Genomic DNA, 15,667 nt, shown 5'->3' on the forward strand with positions numbered 1-15,667 from the left:
GTATTGTCGGCCATGGGTACACTTGACCCGGGTAAATTTTTAATAGCAAAAGTGGGGGAATTGGTTTCTGAAACGTCTTAATGGATAAGGAGCCCGAGGTGCGACGCAAATGCCGGGGCAGTCCTTAACATGCTCAGGTAATTTTATGAAATCAAGACATTCTCGCAGCAGGCCGGCGGATTCGCCGGCCGACAAGGTCGAATCCGGTTTTCCGTCGGCCCGTTATTTTCAGGTTCATTTCGAATATCTTCACGAAACCATCGGCGAACTGAAGCAGCAGATCGAGACGGCGAACCGGCAAATTGCCGAATTGCAACAGCGGCTGTTGGATACGGAATCCAAGGGTATCGAATTGGAAGGCCAACCCGGCAACGCCTTTACGACTCAAGATTGGCGTTTGTAACCGCCGCTGTTTTTATCGACCCAGCGCTGCTCGCCGTTAGCCAGCGTTTCGCGTTTCCAAAACGGCGCCCGGCTTTTCAGATTTTCCATGATAAAGCGGCTGGCGTCGAAGGCGTCGCCGCGATGTTCCGACCAGACCGCAACCAGAACTAGCGTATCGTTAGGTTCGACCCGGCCGACGCGGTGTACGACCAGCGTCTCCAGCACCTGCCATTGGCTTGTGGCTTGCGTAACGATCAGTTGCAGTTGGGTCTCGGTCATGCCCGGATAGTGTTCCAGATACATGCCGCAGACCGCATCGCCTTGGTTGAAATCGCGCATCGTGCCGACGAACACGGCCGTGGCGCCGTATTTTCCGGCCATTCCGGCCGCTTGCTGGTGGTTCGCGATTTCTTGCCAAGGATCGAAAACCGTATCCGATAATTTCACCGCCATAGCCTTCAACCTCCCGTGACCGGTGGAAAGAACGCCACCTCGTCGCCGTCGCTGGCCAGACTATCCAGGCTTGCGTAATTCATATTGACCGCCGCCAGCAAAGCATTCGGCAGCGGCAGGTCAGGATTCGCCAATTGCCAGAGTTCCAGCAGCGAAACCGGCGCCGAAACCTGGAGTTCGTCGCCGCTACGGCCAACTTGGTCTTTAAGGCTTGCGAAGTACAGCACTTTGATCGACATTCTGTTCCACCGGGTAATACAATGCGCGCTGTTTCAATAATTCCATCTGCCATGTCCAATTCGCCGCTCACCCATTTCAACGCCGCAGGGGACGTCCACATGGTCGATGTCGGCGCCAAAGCCGTCACCCAGCGCAGCGCGGTTTGCGAGGGCTATATCGAAATGCGGCCGGAAACGCTGGCGTTGATTGTAAACGGCGCGCATAAAAAAGGCGACGTACTTGGCGTGGCCAGAATCGCCGGGATCATGGCCAGCAAGAAGACGGCGGAACTGATTCCGTTGTGCCATCCGTTGCCGCTGACCCACGTCGAAATCGATCTGCAGCCCCAGGCCGGCCTGAATCGGGTTTATTGCCGGACATTGGCCAAAACCAACGGCCAGACCGGCGTCGAAATGGAAGCGCTGACCGCGACGCAGATTGCCTTGCTGACCGTCTACGACATGTGCAAGGCCGTCGATCGCGGCATGGTGATCCAGGGCGTGCGGCTGTTGGAAAAAAGTGGCGGCAAGTCCGGGGATTGGCAGGCAGACGCCGCCGCGCCTTAGTTTTCCGGTTTGGCCTGCGGGCTCCGGTTCAGAATTTTCTCGTCTATAGTTTTGTGCAGCAAGCGCAACAATTCGGCTGAGCCGTCTTCGTCGCTCTCCATTTCTTCCGGTTTGGCCAAAGCCGCGCTGACACGGATGCCGCCGGTTTCCTGATGCAGCGTAATCAGATACTCGGCTTCGGCGTAATGGTTGTTCAGCAAGGTTCGGATTAGGCTCAGATCCTTGCCGGCCGTATCCGGATCGTAACGCACTTGAAAGCGGCCGTCCTGCTGGTTCTTATCCAGGATTTCAATGTCGGTGATTTTCAAAGCCGTTGCCAACATATCCCAGGCCCGTTCTTCGCGGGTCTTCAGGATCAGCAGCGGTTTGTCGCCGTCGGTGAAGGCCATCAGCCCTGCCAGGACCGATTTCGGTTTCAAGTCGTCGGCGTCGATGGCCGGTTGCGGATTGGTGTGCTCGATCGGCAATACCGGCGGTAATTCCAAGTGGTGGGTGTCGCGGTATTTCTCGGGCGTTTCGCCGCAGGCGGCCAATAGCAAGCAGGGAAGTACGTGGCGGACTCGTTTCAACATAACCGGATTCACTCGCAAAAATAGCGTCTGTGTTCCAGCACCGGGAACGAGGCTCGCATTTTTTCCAACCGGTTTTTATCGATCTCGCCGCAGACGAAACCGGGACCGGTTTTGTAGCAATCCAGCACCACGCCCCAAGGGTCGATGACCATGCTGTGGCCGTAAGTTTGCCGGCCGTTGATGTGGAAGCCGCCCTGGTTGGGCGCCAGTACGTAGCACAGGTTTTCGATGGCCCGCGCCCGCAGCAGCACTTCCCAGTGTGCGGCACCGGTCTTGGCGGTAAAGGCCGACGGAATCACCAAGATGTCGAGGCCTTTGCGGGCCATGGGCCGGAAAAATTCCGGAAAGCGCAGGTCGTAGCAGACGGCGACGCCCAGGCGGCCGAACGGGGTATCGATCACGCAGGAGCCTTCGCCGGCTTCTACCGAATCCGATTCGCGGTATTCCTCGGCGGTGTCGGGAACGCTGACGTCGAACAAATGCACCTTGTCGTATCGCGCCACGCGTTCGCCCTGGTCGTTGTAAATCAGGCAGGCTGCGCGGACTTTATTCGGCACCGAGGCCTGCATCGGCATCGTGCCGCCGACGATCCAGATGCCGTATTTTTTCGCCGTGGCGGCCAGAAACTCCTGAATCGGGCCTTGGCCGTCGGCTTCGGCCACTTTAACTTTGTCGTATTCGTTCATGCCCATGATGGCAAAGTTTTCCGGCAAAGCCACTAGTTTGGCTCCGGCGTTGACCGCTTCGGCAATTTGTTTTTCGGCTTCCAGCAGATTGGCGCTGACTTGCGGCCCGGAAGCCATTTGAATGGCGGCACATAGTGTCATGAGTAGTCCCTGTTGGTTTTTTAGGTTGATTGCGCGCTGGGGCGGACCGGCGCCGGGCCGGTCATTTGCCGAGCGAGTCCAGCCACTCGAAGCCGGTCAGGCTGCGCCAGGCTTTCTTCACCAAACCGTCCTGGTCGTGCAGCGGCGTGACTTCGACATTGCCCCACGGCCCGCTTAATTTGTATTGCGAGCCGAAGAAATATCCCTCTTTGTAATCGTCGGTCACCGCCTGGGTGATGATAGCGGCGATGCCGCCGACGATTGTACCAGCAATGGGAACGGCGCCGGAACTCTTGGGCACTACCGCCACCCGCTGGTCCAGGGTCTTGCGGACCAAGTCGGCGCTGCCGGCGACGCTGAGTTTGGCCGAGACCGCGTCGATCACCAGATCGTCGGAATACGCCAGGCCGTTGCTGATTTTGACGGTGCCGGTAATCGTATCGAAGGCCAGCCCCTGGCGGTAAACGTCGCTGAAATCCAGACTCAGGCGTTTGGCCCATTGTTCCATCGCGATCAGTCCGAGCAAGCGGCCGAAGCCGGGTTCGATGCTGGAGATGCGGCCGTCGCTGAGTTTGAGCCGGAGTTGGCCGTTGACGTCGGCCAGCGAAAACTGCTGCGGGCCGCCGCGCCAACTGCCGTTGAAGCCGATTTCGGCGTCGGTGCCGCGGAAGTCGTCGGTAAAGCCGAGTTGCGACAGGAACAAGCCGAAGCCCTTCATGTTCAATTTGCCGGTCAGTTGGGTGGAGCTGGCGCTGCCCAATTTCAACCAGTCGGCGCTGAAATCGATGGTGCCGGCCACGCTGGCCAATTGCACGTGTTTGAAATGGATGCCGTTGATCAGCCTTTCGGTGCGCAGTTTCAGATTGCCCAGGTCCACATTCCGCCACAGCAGTTGCTTGCTGTCGATATCGATCAGCGGCAAGTCGCCGACGGCCGCCTCTTCGGCCTCGCCGAAATTCAGCCCTTCCATGGCGGTCAGATTCAGATGCTCCATCTGCAGGCGGATGCGTTCGGCGCCGCCGCGCTGGTCCGGAATCGCGAAGCGGCCGCTGGCCATCGCGCTGTCGATGGTGCCCTGCCAGGCTTGGCCGCTATGCTGCATACTGCAGGCGACCGCGCCGAATTGGTGGCCTTGCCAGATCAACTCGCCGCTGTCCAGCACCAGTTCCTGCAGCGGGGGTAGCCGTGCCGGGGCGTCGCCGGTGCCGAAAGCGGCCAGCGCTTCGGATAATTTGAATTGCGGCTGGCGGATTTCCAGTTTCAGGCCGGGCCGGTCGAAAATTTCCGCGCTGCCTTCGCCGTAAACGATATGCGCCGAACGCAAGCCATTCCGTTTACCGTCGATTTGCAGCGCTGCCTGTAAATCCCGGCCGTAACCTATGTGCAGCGGCACGAATTCGCTGTCGTCCAGCACAAAGCGCAAATTCAGCGCACGTTCCTCGCCGGCGGTTTTGCCGAGCCGCTCCGGCGCATCCAGGCTGACGCCTTGCAAATTGCTGGTGATCTGCAAAACGTCCGGCTGGTCGGCCGCGTAAGGCAGGGTCAGTGCGGCCTGGTAATTGAAGCCGCCCTTGGCGGCCTGGTTTTTCAAGAAAGCGAATTGCTTTTGCAGGCGGTCGACGTCGGTAACGCCGCTGATCAACAATTGCGTCGCGCTCTGGTCGCTTTGCAGTTGGCCGCGGATCGGATAGCCCAGGGCTCTGGCTTCGAGCGGGCTGCTGCTGACGCGGTCTTCGGTAAAGTGCAGCACGCCGCCGATATTGTCGACCAGCAGGTCGACCGGCTTCAGCACCAAGCGCGCCTTGTCCAGATGGGCATCGACTTTAACCGTGGTGGGCAGGGTTTCGTAATAAGCGATTTTCAGGTCCAGATCGACTCGCGTGTCGCCTTCCGGTGCCAGCACCTTGGCCAGCGGGTCGGTTTTGACGTGCAGCGGGGTTTTTTGCAGGTATTGCAGGCTTTGCGGCAGCTTGCTGTGTACCTGGCCCCAGACGTAAACGTAATCGCTGTCGGCCAGATCGGGAATGGTTACCACGGCCTGGCCGATATCGACCTCTTCGCTATGGCCGCCGTCGATGGCAACTTGCAGATCGGCGCCGAGAAATTGGACGTCGGCGTGCACCGCGCGCAAATGCGGCCACAACGCGTTGAACTGGATTTCGCCGTCGTCTATCGCGAACACGACTTCGAAACGGCCGGCGCCGTTGCTGAACGGAAAGTCCGCCAGCTTGCCCTGCAACAGCATTTCGCCGTGGTCGATATGGCCGCCGATAAAGGCGTCGTCCAGCCAGGCTACGGCGTCCTTGCCCATGATTTTGGCCGGCAGGTAGCGCGGCACTTTGCCGATGTCGGCGAAATTGCCGAAGCGGGTATGCATGTCCAGTACCGGGCTGGAGCCGTCGTTCGGTAAGCTCAATTGTAGCCGGGTGTTGGTTTGGAAGTCGGCGCTGTCCAATTGCAGGCCGTCGCTCGAAATCTGCCAATCGCTGCCGGTTTGCACCCAGTCCAGGCTGCCGCTCAGGCGGGCAATCTCCAGCTTGTCCCGGAACAGTTCCGGCGCGTCGAAGCCGGCGCGTTCGGTCGCGAAATCCAGCCGGCCGCGCTGGTCGCCGGCACTGATGCTGCCGCGCAAGCCTTGCAATTGCGGTACGCCGTCGCCGCCGGTTATGCCGAGCTCGGCAAATTCGCCGTGCAGGGCGTAATGCTGCAACGTGCTGTCGCCATAAAATGCCGTATCGCGCAATTCGCCGCGCGGATTTAGTTTCAGCCAGCGCTCGAAGCCGGCGGCGTCGGCCAGAAAAGGCGCGGTCAAATGGTCGAGGGCCTGCAAATTCAATATTTCGATACGGCCGCCGAGATTGCCTTGGGCGTCGCGCTGTAGGTAAAACTCGCCGCCGCGCCAGCGCTGGCGGTTGCTGACCGCATTCATGTCGTAAACGCCCCAGCGTTGGCGGCCGCCGGTTTCGCTCCAGGCCAGATTGCCCTCGAAGGTGTCCAGTTCCAGCGCTTTGCCGTTCTGTTTGCCGATTTTAATCTGTTGGCCCTGGACGTAACCGGCGATCCGGTAAGGCGCCGAGTCGCGCCAATCGCTCCACAGCCGGATATCGCCCGAGCCCGAATAAAGGTGCAGTCCGGCCGGCAAGTCTTCGATCAACCAGGCCGGCCCCTGCAGATTGTCGCCTTCGACGTAGATCCGGCCGTTAAGCGCATTGGCCTGGAAAATATTGCCGTGCAATAGCGCGGAAATCCGCAGGCTATCGCCCAGCGTGTCCGGCAGCCGGCTGATGAGATGAATTTCGTGGTTTTGTTCGGCGCGGTCGTTTTCGATGCGCAAATCGAAATTGGTTATCGTCACCGGCGGCCGCTGCCGTTTCAAGTCCAGCCAAGTGACTTGGCTTTGCAGGATTTCGTACTGGCCGCCTTCCAGCAGCCACAGCGGCTGCTCGTCGCTGCTGTGCAAGCCTTTGATGCGCAGCGAGCCGTCCGCGTCGCGGATGATGTCCAATTTGGCGCCGACCAGCGTGACCCAGCCGGAGGCCATCGCATCCTGGGTAAACAACCATTCCAGCAAATGGACGCCGATCCTGACCTGTTGCAAACTGATCGCCGGTTTGCTGCCGGCTTCCGCGGCGTCTATCGTTATGTCGCGCAGAATCAATTCCGGGCTGAAGCCGCGCATCTTGGCGCTGAGCCGGCCGATATGCAGCGGCACGCCGCTGATGCGGCGAATCTCGCTTTCCAGCCGTTGCCGGTGGTCGGCAATATCGACCAGAAACAGCCTGACCGCGCTAAGCGCAAAGGCCGCCGCGATCAGCGACCAGAACAGCAGATGCCGGGTAGCCCGGCTGACATGGCGGTGGATAAGCAAAACGTTAGCCTATAGCAACACCACGTCGTAGTGTTCCTGGTTATATTCGGCTTCGGCGCGAATCTTGATCGCCACCTTCAGAAACACCTCCAGCTCGGCCAGCATGTCGGCTTCCTCGTCCAGCAGCATTTCCACCACTTGCTCCGAGGCCAGCACCAGAATCTGCTGCACGCTGTATTGGCGGACGACGCGGATAATTTCGCGGAAGATTTCCAGGCAGATCGATTCGGCGGTTTTCAACACGCCGCGGCCGCCGCAGGTCGAACAGGGTTCGCACAAGATGTGCTCCAGGCTCTCGCGGGTGCGCTTGCGGGTCATTTCCACCAGGCCCAGTGCCGACACCTCGGTGATCTTGGTCTTGGCGTGGTCCTTTTCCAGATTGCGCTGCAGCGCGGCCAGCACTTGTTTCTTGTGCTCGTCGCTCTGCATGTCGATGAAATCGATGATGATGATGCCGCCCAGATTGCGCAGCCGCAGTTGGCGGGAAATGGTCTGCGCCGCTTCCAGATTGGTTTTGAAAATGGTTTCTTCCAGATTGCGGCCGCCGACGTAGCCGCCGGTGTTGACGTCGACAGTCGTCATCGATTCGGTCTGGTCGAACACCAGATGGCCGCCGGATTTGAGTTTGACCTTGCGGTCCAGCGCCTTGCTGATCTCGTCCTCGACGTTGTAAATGTCGAACACCGGCCGCTCGCCGGAATAGTGTTCGATGACCGAGACGATTTCCGGCACGAAGGTTTCGGCGAATTCGACCAGCTTTAAAAAGGTTTCCTTCGAGTCGACCCGAATTTTTTCGATGCCGTCCTTGTACAGGTCGCGCAGCGTGCGGATGCTGAGCGGCAAGTCTTCGTGGATCAGCGATTTGACCTTGGCCTTTTTGCTCTTGTCCAGGATCGACTCCCACAGTTTGTGCAGGAAGGTCATGTCCGAATACAGAATCACTTCCTCGACGCATTCGGCGGCGGTACGGGCGATGAAGCCGCCCGGGACCTGGTGTTTTTGCTGATAGGCTTCGATACAGGCCCGTAACCTTACCCGCTCGGATTCGCTGTCAATGCGCTGCGACACGCCGGAATTGCCGGCGTAAGGCATATAAACTTGGTAACGCGACGGAATGGAAATATCGGTGGTGAGCCGGGCGCCCTTGTTGCCGAGCGGGTCTTTGGTGACCTGCACCACCAGCTTTTGGCCTTCCTTCAGGTAATGTTCGATATTCTCCGAGCCTTTTTCGGCCAGCTCCTGGCTGCTGAAATCGGACAAATGCAGAAAGGCGGCCTTGTCCAAGCCAATATCGACAAAGGCCGCCTGCATGCCCGGCAATACCCGGCACACCTCGCCTTTATAAATGTTGCCGACCAGGCCCTTCTGGCGAACGCGCTCGATGATCAGTTCCTGCAACACGCCGTTTTCGATGACGGCGACCCGGGTTTCCGGCGGCGTCACATTGATTAAGATTTCTTCGCTCATTGAATGACTTCTATGCCGGCTTGGCTCAATAGTTGTGCGGTTTCGAACAGCGGCAGGCCCATCACGCCGGAAAAACTGCCGGTGATCGACTCGATAAACACGCTGGCCAGCCCCTGAATCGCATAGGCACCAGCTTTATCGCAAGGTTCCCCGGTCTGCCAATAGCCGACGATTTCCTGGTGGCTCAACGGCCGGAAGCGGACCTCGCTGACGCTCAAAGCCTGCCAGTGGCGGCCTGCGCTGCGCAAAGATACTGCGCTGTAAACCTGGTGGTTGCGGCCGGATAGCCGGCTCAGCATCTCGATGGCGTGTTGCAAGTCGTCGGGCTTGCCCAGAATCCGGCCGTCGCAAATCACGCTGGTATCGGCGGCCAATACCGGCAGAAGGCTGTCGTTTTGGCTGGCGCAGACGGCCGATTTTTCGGCGGCTACCCGCTCGACGTAAGCGGCCGGATCTTCTCCGGGGAATGGGGTTTCGTCGATAGCGACGGCCATCACGGCGTGGCGGATGCCGATTTGCTTCAGCAATCCGCTGCGGCGCGGCGAGGCCGAAGCCAGGATCAGTTGTGCTTGCATGCCGTTAACGGTGGTAAGGGTGGTTGTTGAGCAGACTCCAGGCCCGGTAAATCTGTTCGGCGACGACGATGCGGACCAACGGATGCGGGAAGGTCAGCGGCGACAGGCTCCAGGATTCGCGCGCCAGCTCCTTGACCTGCGGCGCCAGGCCTTCCGGGCCGCCGACCATCAGCGCGACCGGCTGGCCGTTGCCGAGCCAACGTTGCAAGGCTTGGGCCAGATCGGGCGTAGACCACGGTTTACCGGGGATGTCCAGCGTCACGACGTGCGCCCGCGGCGGCAACGCTGCGATCATGCGCTCGCCTTCGTCGCGGGTAATGCGGGCCACGTCGCCGCTTTTGCGCTTGTCCGGCGCGATTTCGCGCAACACCAATTCGCATTCCCGCGGCAGCCGCTTGGCGTAGTCATTATATCCTTGCAGTACCCAGTCCGGCATCTTGTTGCCGACGGCGATCAGATGAATTTGCATGGCGGGGAGGATACACAGATGTTATGGGTGTGACAATGCGATGGCGTTTGGCGTGGCGGGGGATTTCCCGATAGGGGAAGGTGTGGCAGAAAGTCGATTTGACAGCGATGTGTTCGTTGCGGCCGGCTTCATTTTTGCGAAACAGCCTTTCATCTAGCGCCGCCATGCACCGATCTGATGATCGCCAGCTTGCTCATAGCCGCTTTTCTTCGCAAAACCATGCGTCCCAACCCATTTGCCGGGCGCTTGCCGAGCCGCGAGTCGCTGTAATATGCTTGGTTCAAATACATTTGATTTGCCGAGGTGACTCATGTCCACCGTGCTTCAACAAACCCGTTATACCGCCGAAGAATACTTAAGTCTGGAGCGCAGCACATCGATTAAAAGCGAATTCCACGACGGGCAAATTTATGCGATGACCGGCGCCAGCCGGGAACATAATTTAATTTCCGGAAATATTTATAGAGAACTCAGTCAGCAACTGAAAAGCCGTCCCTGCGAAGCCTACATCAACGACATGCGGGTCAAGGCCACCGAAGCTTGCAGTTACCACTATCCCGACATCGCCGTGGTTTGCGGTAAACCCGAGTTCGAAGATGCGCAGGTCGATACTTTGCTCAATCCGATGCTGCTTATCGAAGTGCTGTCGCCATCCACCGAAGCCTACGACCGCGGCGGCAAGTTTGCCCATTACCGAAAAATACCCAGCTTGCGCGAATATCTGCTGGTGATGCAAGACCAGCCTGGTATCGAACGTTATCTGCGTCAAGGCGAAGTCTGGATATTGAGCGAGACGCTGGGCCTGGAAGCAAGCGTAGCGCTGGAAAGCATCGATTGCCGGCTCAGCTTGCGCGAGGTTTACGATAAGGTTTTTGAGGACAATGCAGGCGGGGAGGGGTAAGTCAGTTGCGTCTTGTCGGTCGACATGCAAATGCTTGATTGCTAGACCTGACCCCGATTTTTCGAAGCCACTTGGCGTTCGGTGGCCAGATAACTCAAAAACGCCTCGATCTTGGCCTCGGCGTCCTCGAACAAGGAGGCTCTTTCGCCAAGCCGATGAAACTTGACGAACTGCTTGATCCACTCGCAATAGATCCGCTCGGTATGTAGCGAATAATGCTTGAGCCGCATGATGCGGCGCAAGTCATCCAGCAAGGTCGGCGGGTTTGATGCTTGACATCTAATGATTAGCGAATATATTCAGGCGCTGATTAATTGAAGAGTCAAATCCGCCGGAATTTATGGCTAATATCAGGTTATCAAGGCATATATGCACGGTTTGGCCGTTATCAAGGCAAAGTTTCCGAAAAGATAGGCAATACAGCTCGTCGGGCAGATTTTCGTGATAATCAATAGTTGGGCATTACAAGGAGTGTCATGCGCTTTATCGCAATAGTTCTTCTGGCAATCGTCATTTCGTATTCCGCGCGAGCGGCGGAGACACGGCCCTTCTACGCTGCGACCTTCGGCATCACCATTGACGCTGATGGTGGACTGAAAGCATTTCGCTTAGTTGAAGTCACAGATCCTCTCAGCGGTACTGTGATACCAGTGAAGGTGCAACCGCCACAAAAATACGTGGATGCAGCGCGTCAGATCGTGCTTCAGAAGAAATACACGCCAGTACTCGAAGGAGGAAAGCCCAAAGAATTCTTTACTTGGTTTTTCTACGTGCCATCCCAGCCAGACCGTGCCGATCTTGACCCAACGGAGCCGGTGAAATGATGCCCAACCCTATGCTCAAGTTGGCTCCCTCCGGTCGCTGGGACGCGCCTTCGGCGCGACCCTTAGCTTTACGTTGGGCGTCATGAAGACTGTTTCTCTCATCCTCGCTGCACTAGTTATAACCCGCACCGCATGGGCAGAGGGTGTCCCGCTGAAGAATGGTCGCTACATCGGGCCAGTCATGGTTTTCACGCTGACTCCCGAACAGAAGGGCGTCATCAATCAATTCCGCACCTGCTATCTTGAGAGCTTCAAGACCATGAACAAGTACACACCTTACGTGCTCTGGCTAACGCCTGACCAGTCAAAAGAATTGAAAACCAAATCTGGCTTCGTCCCTCGTGATTTCGAGGCCTTTGAAACGTACCGTGGTTTTAACGATGCAGGGCCCCATTGGAATCTGGCTCTTAGATTTTCGGAGGATCAAATAGAGATACCGCTTGATCTTCTACTTCCAGACAGCAAGGCAAAGCAGGCGCATGCTGAACAAGGCTGGAAAACCACGAATCCATGCTTTCCGGAGCTTGGCAGAAAATGACGTCCAACCAGCGAGTCAACTTGACCGTCAAAAGCTACGCTCCTATCGTCGCTACGCATTTGCCGTCAAGTTAACCTTTTCGTTATGGTTCAAAAGGAAATGGCTGAAACATATGTCACCATTCACGGAGATTCTTGGAAGAACGAGGATATCGAAGAGTCCGTGCAGTGGGCGAAGGGCGAGCAGTGGAATATGGAAACCTGGTCTGGAAATGAAACATGGGACCATGACCACTGCCAAATCTGTTGGTGGAAACTTTACGAGAGCGATGACGCTGAACATGGCGTTGGCTATCGAAGCGAGAAAGACAATTGGCTTTGTACGGAATGTTATGAACAATTCATCAAGCCGGCACCATAACACGTCGCCCAAAGGGACGCTCCGCTTCGCTGCGCGCCCCTTAGCTTGGCGTTAGCTGTATGAAACAGATCGGAGCCATTACCTTTCTTGCTATAGTCGCCTCTATCTCTGGTTGTGATGACGGCTAGCTGTTATACGCATCTTTGCTTGTAACCGTCATTCCGGCAGGGACTCATGTCAGGCTGCCCTGCCTGACACCCCGGTGGTAATGCAAATCCATTCCAGACCGATTTGTGCCGGGGCCTTAGACCGCGAAGGCAAAAGGATGTTTGAAAGTACCGTCCATGGCACTGGATGCCCGCGTCCTGCGGGCGCGACGTTGCGTATAACGATGAGCGGTCCTCCGTTGTAATACCTACTGTATGCAGGCTGATATGCGTTCCCATTTATGCCCTTCGGGTACGCAGAAGCGTGGGAACGAGGAAGGCCATTCGCCAATCCGGTATCCCAAAAGCCAAGTTCGAATCCTGAGGCATTTTCCTGACAAAACGCTCAATCCACCCGCTTCTAACTCGCGCCAGCCCCGTAGAGTAAGTTCCGACTAAGCCGGGCAGCCTTCCATTTTGTAAATAAAGAATCCGTCGCGTTTGATGCTGTCGATTACGTCGGCCGGCGCTTTCTGGCTGTGGCAGAAACGGCATTCCTTGCTGCTGACCGTTGCGTCCGCTTCGCCAATCGACGCCAGCCATTGTTTGGCATAGGCGATTGCCTGTTGGTCGTCGCGTTCCGCGGTGAACACGTCGAAGTGCATCAAGCGGCCGTCGCCGGCGGTGACGTAAGTGTCGTAAACATGGATCTGCATAGTGGGTTCTCCTGGTGCAAAAAATCGGTATTGGCCGGCATATCCGGTCGAGCTATTTTATATCGAATCAATACTAATTTGCCGATTGCTTTGCAGAACGCGGCCGATCATTGCAATAGTTGGATAAAGCGGTCCACTTCTTCGGCTTCTGTGGCGAAGCTGGCGACCAGCCGCAGCAACACCTCGTTGTCGGCGAGCAGGCCGGTGTTGGCATGCGGCGGATTCCACGGGTAGAACACCGCGCCGGCTTCTCGCAGCCGCTCGGCATCGCTCCGTTCCAACACGGCAAACACCTCGTTGGCTTCTGCCGGCCAGGCCAGGCGGGCGCAGCGGGAAGCGGCAATACCTTGTTGCAGCCGGGCCGCCATCGCGTTGGCGTGGCCGGCCAGCTCCAGCCATAACCCGTCTTGCAAATAGGCTTCGAATTGGGCGGCAATGAAGCAGCTTTTGGAGAACAATTGCGCGGCGCGTTTGCGGATGAACGGCAAGTCTTTCGCTGCGTCCGGGTCCATGAACACCAAGGCCTCGGCGCACCAGCAGCCGTTTTTGGTGGCGCCGAACGAGACGATGTCCACCCCGAGTTGCCAGGTCATTTGCGCCGGCGTCAATTGCAGTGCGGCCAGCGCGTTGGCGAAGCGGGCGCCGTCCATGTGCAAAGGCAGCCGGTGCCGGCGGACGACCTCGGCAATGGCGGCGATTTCATCGGGCCGGTACAGCGTGCCGATTTCGGTGGCCTGGGTGATCGAGACCGCCATCGGCTGGCCGGCGTGGATGAAGCCGGGCGGAAAGCGGCCGATTTCGGCGGCCAGTTTGGCCGGGTCGATCTTGCCCAAGTCGCCGTCGACCGGCGCCAGCCGGGCGCCGTGGGTGAAAAACTCCGGCGCGCCGCATTCGTCTTCCAGCATGTGCGCTTCGCGGTGGCAAAACGTGACGCCGCCGGGGCGGTTGATTGCAGCCAAGGCCAGTGCGTTGGCCGCGGTGCCGGTGCCGACGAAAAATACCGCAACCTCGCGTTCGAACAATTCGCAGAAGCGGCGTTCGATGTTGCGGTCCAGTTCGCTGTTGCCGTAAGGTGCGGCGAAGCCGCTACCGGCGGCCAGCAGGTGTTGGGCGATTGCCGGATGGGTACCGGCCCAGTTGTCGGATGCGAAATTCATGGGGTATCGACGCGGTTGAGTTGCTGGAAAAAGGGTTCCGGTTCGGCGTTGGCCAAGCGGTTGCGGCGACGATACCGCTAGCGCGGGCCGGGCAGATCGGTATGGGCGCTAGTTTTGGTTTATTTCAACCAATCGGCTTTTAAAAATGGCTTTTTTCAACCAATAGCCGGTAGAATGCGGCCATTTTCGACTCATTACCCTATCAACGATGGCCATACTCAGCACGCTGCTTTGGACCCCCGCTGCCGGGGCGCTGGTGCTAGTACTGATTCCCGCCCAACGGGCGCAAGCGGTGCGCCTGGCGGCCAATCTGTTCGCCGCTGCGGCGCTGGTTCTGGCCTGCGTACTGTTGGCGCGCTACGATGCCGCCGATCCGGCATTGCAATTCAACGAATTCTACCCGCTCAACCCCAAACTCGGTAGCGCCTATGCCTTGGGCATCGACGGTCTGTCGTTGCCGATGCTGGTCCTGGCGGCGCTACTGACCTCGATTTCGCTGATCGCGTCCTTTAATCTGGCCGACGGCGTCAAGGGTTACCACATCTGCATCCTGCTGCTCGAATTCGGCATGCTCGGCGTGTTCATGGCCCAGGATTGGGCCTTGTTCTATATCTTTTGGGAAGTGACCCTGATCCCGTTGTTTTTTCTGATCGACCGCTGGGGCGGCAAGCGCCGCCATGCCGCCAGCCTGAACTTCGTGCTGTACACGATGGGCGGCTCGGTGTTCATGCTGCTGAGTTTGTTGGCGATCAGCCAGTACGACTTGCAGAACCAGGGCTCGTTGATGGCGTCGATGGGGCAGGCGGCGCAGAACATGCCGGCCGTCGAACAAGTGCTGGTGCTGCTGGGTTTTTTGATCGGTTTCGGCGTGAAGATGCCGATTTTTCCGCTGCACGGCTGGTTGCCGCTGGCGCACGTCGAAGCGCCGAGCGCGGTCAGTATCCTGTTGTCCGGCATTTTATTGAAGATGGGGGCTTACGGCCTGCTGCGCTCGGTGGTGATGCTGCCGGTCGCCGCGCAAATGATCCAGCCGCTGCTGATGTTTCTGGCTCTGTTCGGTATGGTTTACGGCGGCCTGCTGGCTTGGCGCCAGCCGGACATGAAAGCGATGGTGGCCTATTCGTCGTTGAGCCACATGGGCGTGGTGTTGCTCGGCATCGCCACCTTGAACCGGACCGGCTTCATCGGCGCCATTCTGCAAATGAGCGCGCACGGCTTGATCGCCGGCGCCTTGTTCCTGCTGGTGGGGCTGCTGTACGAACGCACCCATACCCGCAATATCCAGGATTACAGTTCGCTAGTGCAGGTGATGCCGCGTTTTGCCGGGCTGGCGACGCTGGCGCTGTTGGCGGCGATGGGCCTGCCGGGCTCGATCGGCTTTGTCGCCGAATTGCATACCGTGATTGGCGGCTTTCAGCAATGGGGCGGCTGGATGGCGTTTTTCAGCCTGAGCATACTGATCAGCGCGGCCTATGCCATGCGTACCATCGGCCTGCTGTTCACCGGTCCGGTCAAGCCGCAGATGCGCGACGTCGCCGATTTGACGCCGCCTGAGCTGGCGGCGTCGGCGGTTTTGGTCGGCGGTATCGTTGTATTCGGCTTGCTGCCGGCGCCGTTGATCGAGTTATCGGCCGCGTCGGTGGGGCGAATGTTGGCCGTGATCGGCGAGAGGTTGCTGTGATGCG

Annotated in this window: 18 protein-coding genes; 7 read left to right on the forward strand and 11 right to left on the reverse strand. The window is 58.3% G+C overall.

Annotated elements, in window-relative coordinates; translation table 11 throughout:
- Positions 1–145: 145 nt before the first annotated feature.
- Positions 146–403 (forward strand): hypothetical protein, encoded by a 258-nt coding sequence (locus MKFW12EY_RS02000; RefSeq protein ID WP_054762343.1) that lies wholly within the window; start codon positions 146–148, stop codon positions 401–403.
- Here MKFW12EY_RS02000 and MKFW12EY_RS02005 read toward each other — a convergent pair.
- Together MKFW12EY_RS02005 and MKFW12EY_RS02010 are read right to left on the reverse strand one after the other, a co-directional pair.
- A complete protein-coding gene (locus MKFW12EY_RS02005) occupies positions 385–837 on the reverse strand; it encodes a molybdenum cofactor biosynthesis protein MoaE (RefSeq protein WP_054762360.1) in 453 nt (150 codons plus the stop codon). The two genes, MKFW12EY_RS02000 and MKFW12EY_RS02005, sit on opposite strands and share 19 nt — an antisense overlap.
- A gap of 5 nt (positions 838–842) precedes the next feature.
- A complete protein-coding gene (locus tag MKFW12EY_RS02010; RefSeq protein WP_054762341.1) occupies positions 843–1,076 on the reverse strand; it encodes a MoaD/ThiS family protein in 234 nt (77 codons plus the stop codon).
- A gap of 51 nt (positions 1,077–1,127) precedes the next feature.
- Between MKFW12EY_RS02010 and moaC the strand changes: the two genes are divergently transcribed.
- Positions 1,128–1,622, forward strand: a complete 495-nt coding sequence (gene moaC / locus MKFW12EY_RS02015; protein ID WP_054762339.1) for a cyclic pyranopterin monophosphate synthase MoaC — start codon at positions 1,128–1,130, stop codon at positions 1,620–1,622.
- On the opposite strand, the gene MKFW12EY_RS02020 is transcribed toward moaC, so the two are convergent.
- The 6 genes from MKFW12EY_RS02020 to rlmH form a co-directional block, all read right to left on the reverse strand.
- Positions 1,619–2,194, reverse strand: a complete 576-nt coding sequence (locus MKFW12EY_RS02020; protein WP_064029801.1) for an outer membrane protein assembly factor BamC — start codon at positions 2,192–2,194, stop codon at positions 1,619–1,621. The genes moaC and MKFW12EY_RS02020 overlap by 4 nt on opposite strands.
- Positions 2,195–2,202: 8 nt before the next feature.
- The gene (locus MKFW12EY_RS02025) at positions 2,203–3,021 is read right to left on the reverse strand and encodes a carbon-nitrogen hydrolase family protein (protein WP_064020299.1); all 819 of its coding nucleotides are present in this window, start codon (positions 3,019–3,021) and stop codon (positions 2,203–2,205) included.
- Between the two features lie 61 nt (positions 3,022–3,082).
- Positions 3,083–6,889, reverse strand: a complete 3,807-nt coding sequence (locus tag MKFW12EY_RS02030) for a YhdP family protein (RefSeq protein WP_221053922.1) — start codon at positions 6,887–6,889, stop codon at positions 3,083–3,085.
- Positions 6,890–6,898: 9 nt separating this feature from the next.
- Positions 6,899–8,356 (reverse strand): ribonuclease G, encoded by a 1,458-nt coding sequence (gene rng, locus MKFW12EY_RS02035; RefSeq protein WP_064020301.1) that lies wholly within the window; start codon positions 8,354–8,356, stop codon positions 6,899–6,901.
- Positions 8,353–8,931 (reverse strand): Maf family protein, encoded by a 579-nt coding sequence (locus tag MKFW12EY_RS02040; RefSeq protein ID WP_054762329.1) that lies wholly within the window; start codon positions 8,929–8,931, stop codon positions 8,353–8,355. Before MKFW12EY_RS02040 ends, rng begins: the two co-directional genes overlap by 4 nt.
- A 4-nt stretch (positions 8,932–8,935) precedes the next feature.
- Complete coding sequence (gene rlmH / locus MKFW12EY_RS02045; protein WP_221053923.1) at positions 8,936–9,400, reverse strand: 23S rRNA (pseudouridine(1915)-N(3))-methyltransferase RlmH; 465 nt, start codon at positions 9,398–9,400, stop codon at positions 8,936–8,938.
- 310 nt (positions 9,401–9,710) lie between these two features.
- Here rlmH and MKFW12EY_RS02050 point away from each other — a divergent pair, with 310 nt between their 5' ends.
- Positions 9,711–10,301 carry a Uma2 family endonuclease gene (locus MKFW12EY_RS02050; RefSeq protein ID WP_054762324.1) on the forward strand — a complete coding sequence of 197 codons (591 nt, stop codon included), beginning with the start codon at positions 9,711–9,713 and terminating at the stop codon, positions 10,299–10,301.
- Between the two features lie 41 nt (positions 10,302–10,342).
- Here the strand turns inward: MKFW12EY_RS02050 and MKFW12EY_RS02055 are convergent, their stop codons facing one another.
- Positions 10,343–10,555, reverse strand: a complete 213-nt coding sequence (locus tag MKFW12EY_RS02055) for a phage integrase N-terminal SAM-like domain-containing protein (protein WP_054762322.1) — start codon at positions 10,553–10,555, stop codon at positions 10,343–10,345.
- A gap of 222 nt (positions 10,556–10,777) precedes the next feature.
- On the opposite strand from MKFW12EY_RS02055, the gene MKFW12EY_RS02060 reads away from it, so the two are divergent.
- The 3 genes from MKFW12EY_RS02060 (at position 10,778) to MKFW12EY_RS02070 (ending at position 12,023) form a co-directional block, all read left to right on the forward strand.
- Positions 10,778–11,125: a hypothetical protein gene (locus MKFW12EY_RS02060; RefSeq protein WP_157199424.1), complete on the forward strand. Its 348-nt coding sequence runs from the start codon at positions 10,778–10,780 to the stop codon at positions 11,123–11,125.
- 82 nt (positions 11,126–11,207) lie between these two features.
- Positions 11,208–11,663, forward strand: a complete 456-nt coding sequence (locus MKFW12EY_RS02065; protein WP_221053924.1) for a hypothetical protein — start codon at positions 11,208–11,210, stop codon at positions 11,661–11,663.
- Positions 11,664–11,762: 99 nt separating this feature from the next.
- Positions 11,763–12,023, forward strand: a complete 261-nt coding sequence (locus tag MKFW12EY_RS02070) for a hypothetical protein (RefSeq protein WP_221053925.1) — start codon at positions 11,763–11,765, stop codon at positions 12,021–12,023.
- A gap of 541 nt (positions 12,024–12,564) precedes the next feature.
- On the opposite strand, the gene MKFW12EY_RS02075 is transcribed toward MKFW12EY_RS02070, so the two are convergent.
- Both MKFW12EY_RS02075 and MKFW12EY_RS02080 read right to left on the reverse strand, forming a co-directional pair.
- Positions 12,565–12,825 (reverse strand): DUF2024 family protein, encoded by a 261-nt coding sequence (locus tag MKFW12EY_RS02075; protein WP_054762316.1) that lies wholly within the window; start codon positions 12,823–12,825, stop codon positions 12,565–12,567.
- Positions 12,826–12,932: 107 nt separating this feature from the next.
- Complete coding sequence (locus MKFW12EY_RS02080; protein WP_221053926.1) at positions 12,933–13,982, reverse strand: threonine aldolase family protein; 1,050 nt, start codon at positions 13,980–13,982, stop codon at positions 12,933–12,935.
- 208 nt (positions 13,983–14,190) lie between these two features.
- On the opposite strand from MKFW12EY_RS02080, the gene MKFW12EY_RS02085 reads away from it, so the two are divergent.
- Positions 14,191–15,663, forward strand: coding sequence for a complex I subunit 4 family protein (locus MKFW12EY_RS02085; RefSeq protein WP_054763640.1), 1,473 nt, complete (start codon positions 14,191–14,193; stop codon positions 15,661–15,663).
- Positions 15,664–15,667: the final 4 nt, after the last annotated feature.

The sequence above is a fragment of the Methylomonas koyamae genome, assembly GCF_019669905.1.
Taxonomy (GTDB): Bacteria; Pseudomonadota; Gammaproteobacteria; order Methylococcales; family Methylomonadaceae; genus Methylomonas; species Methylomonas koyamae.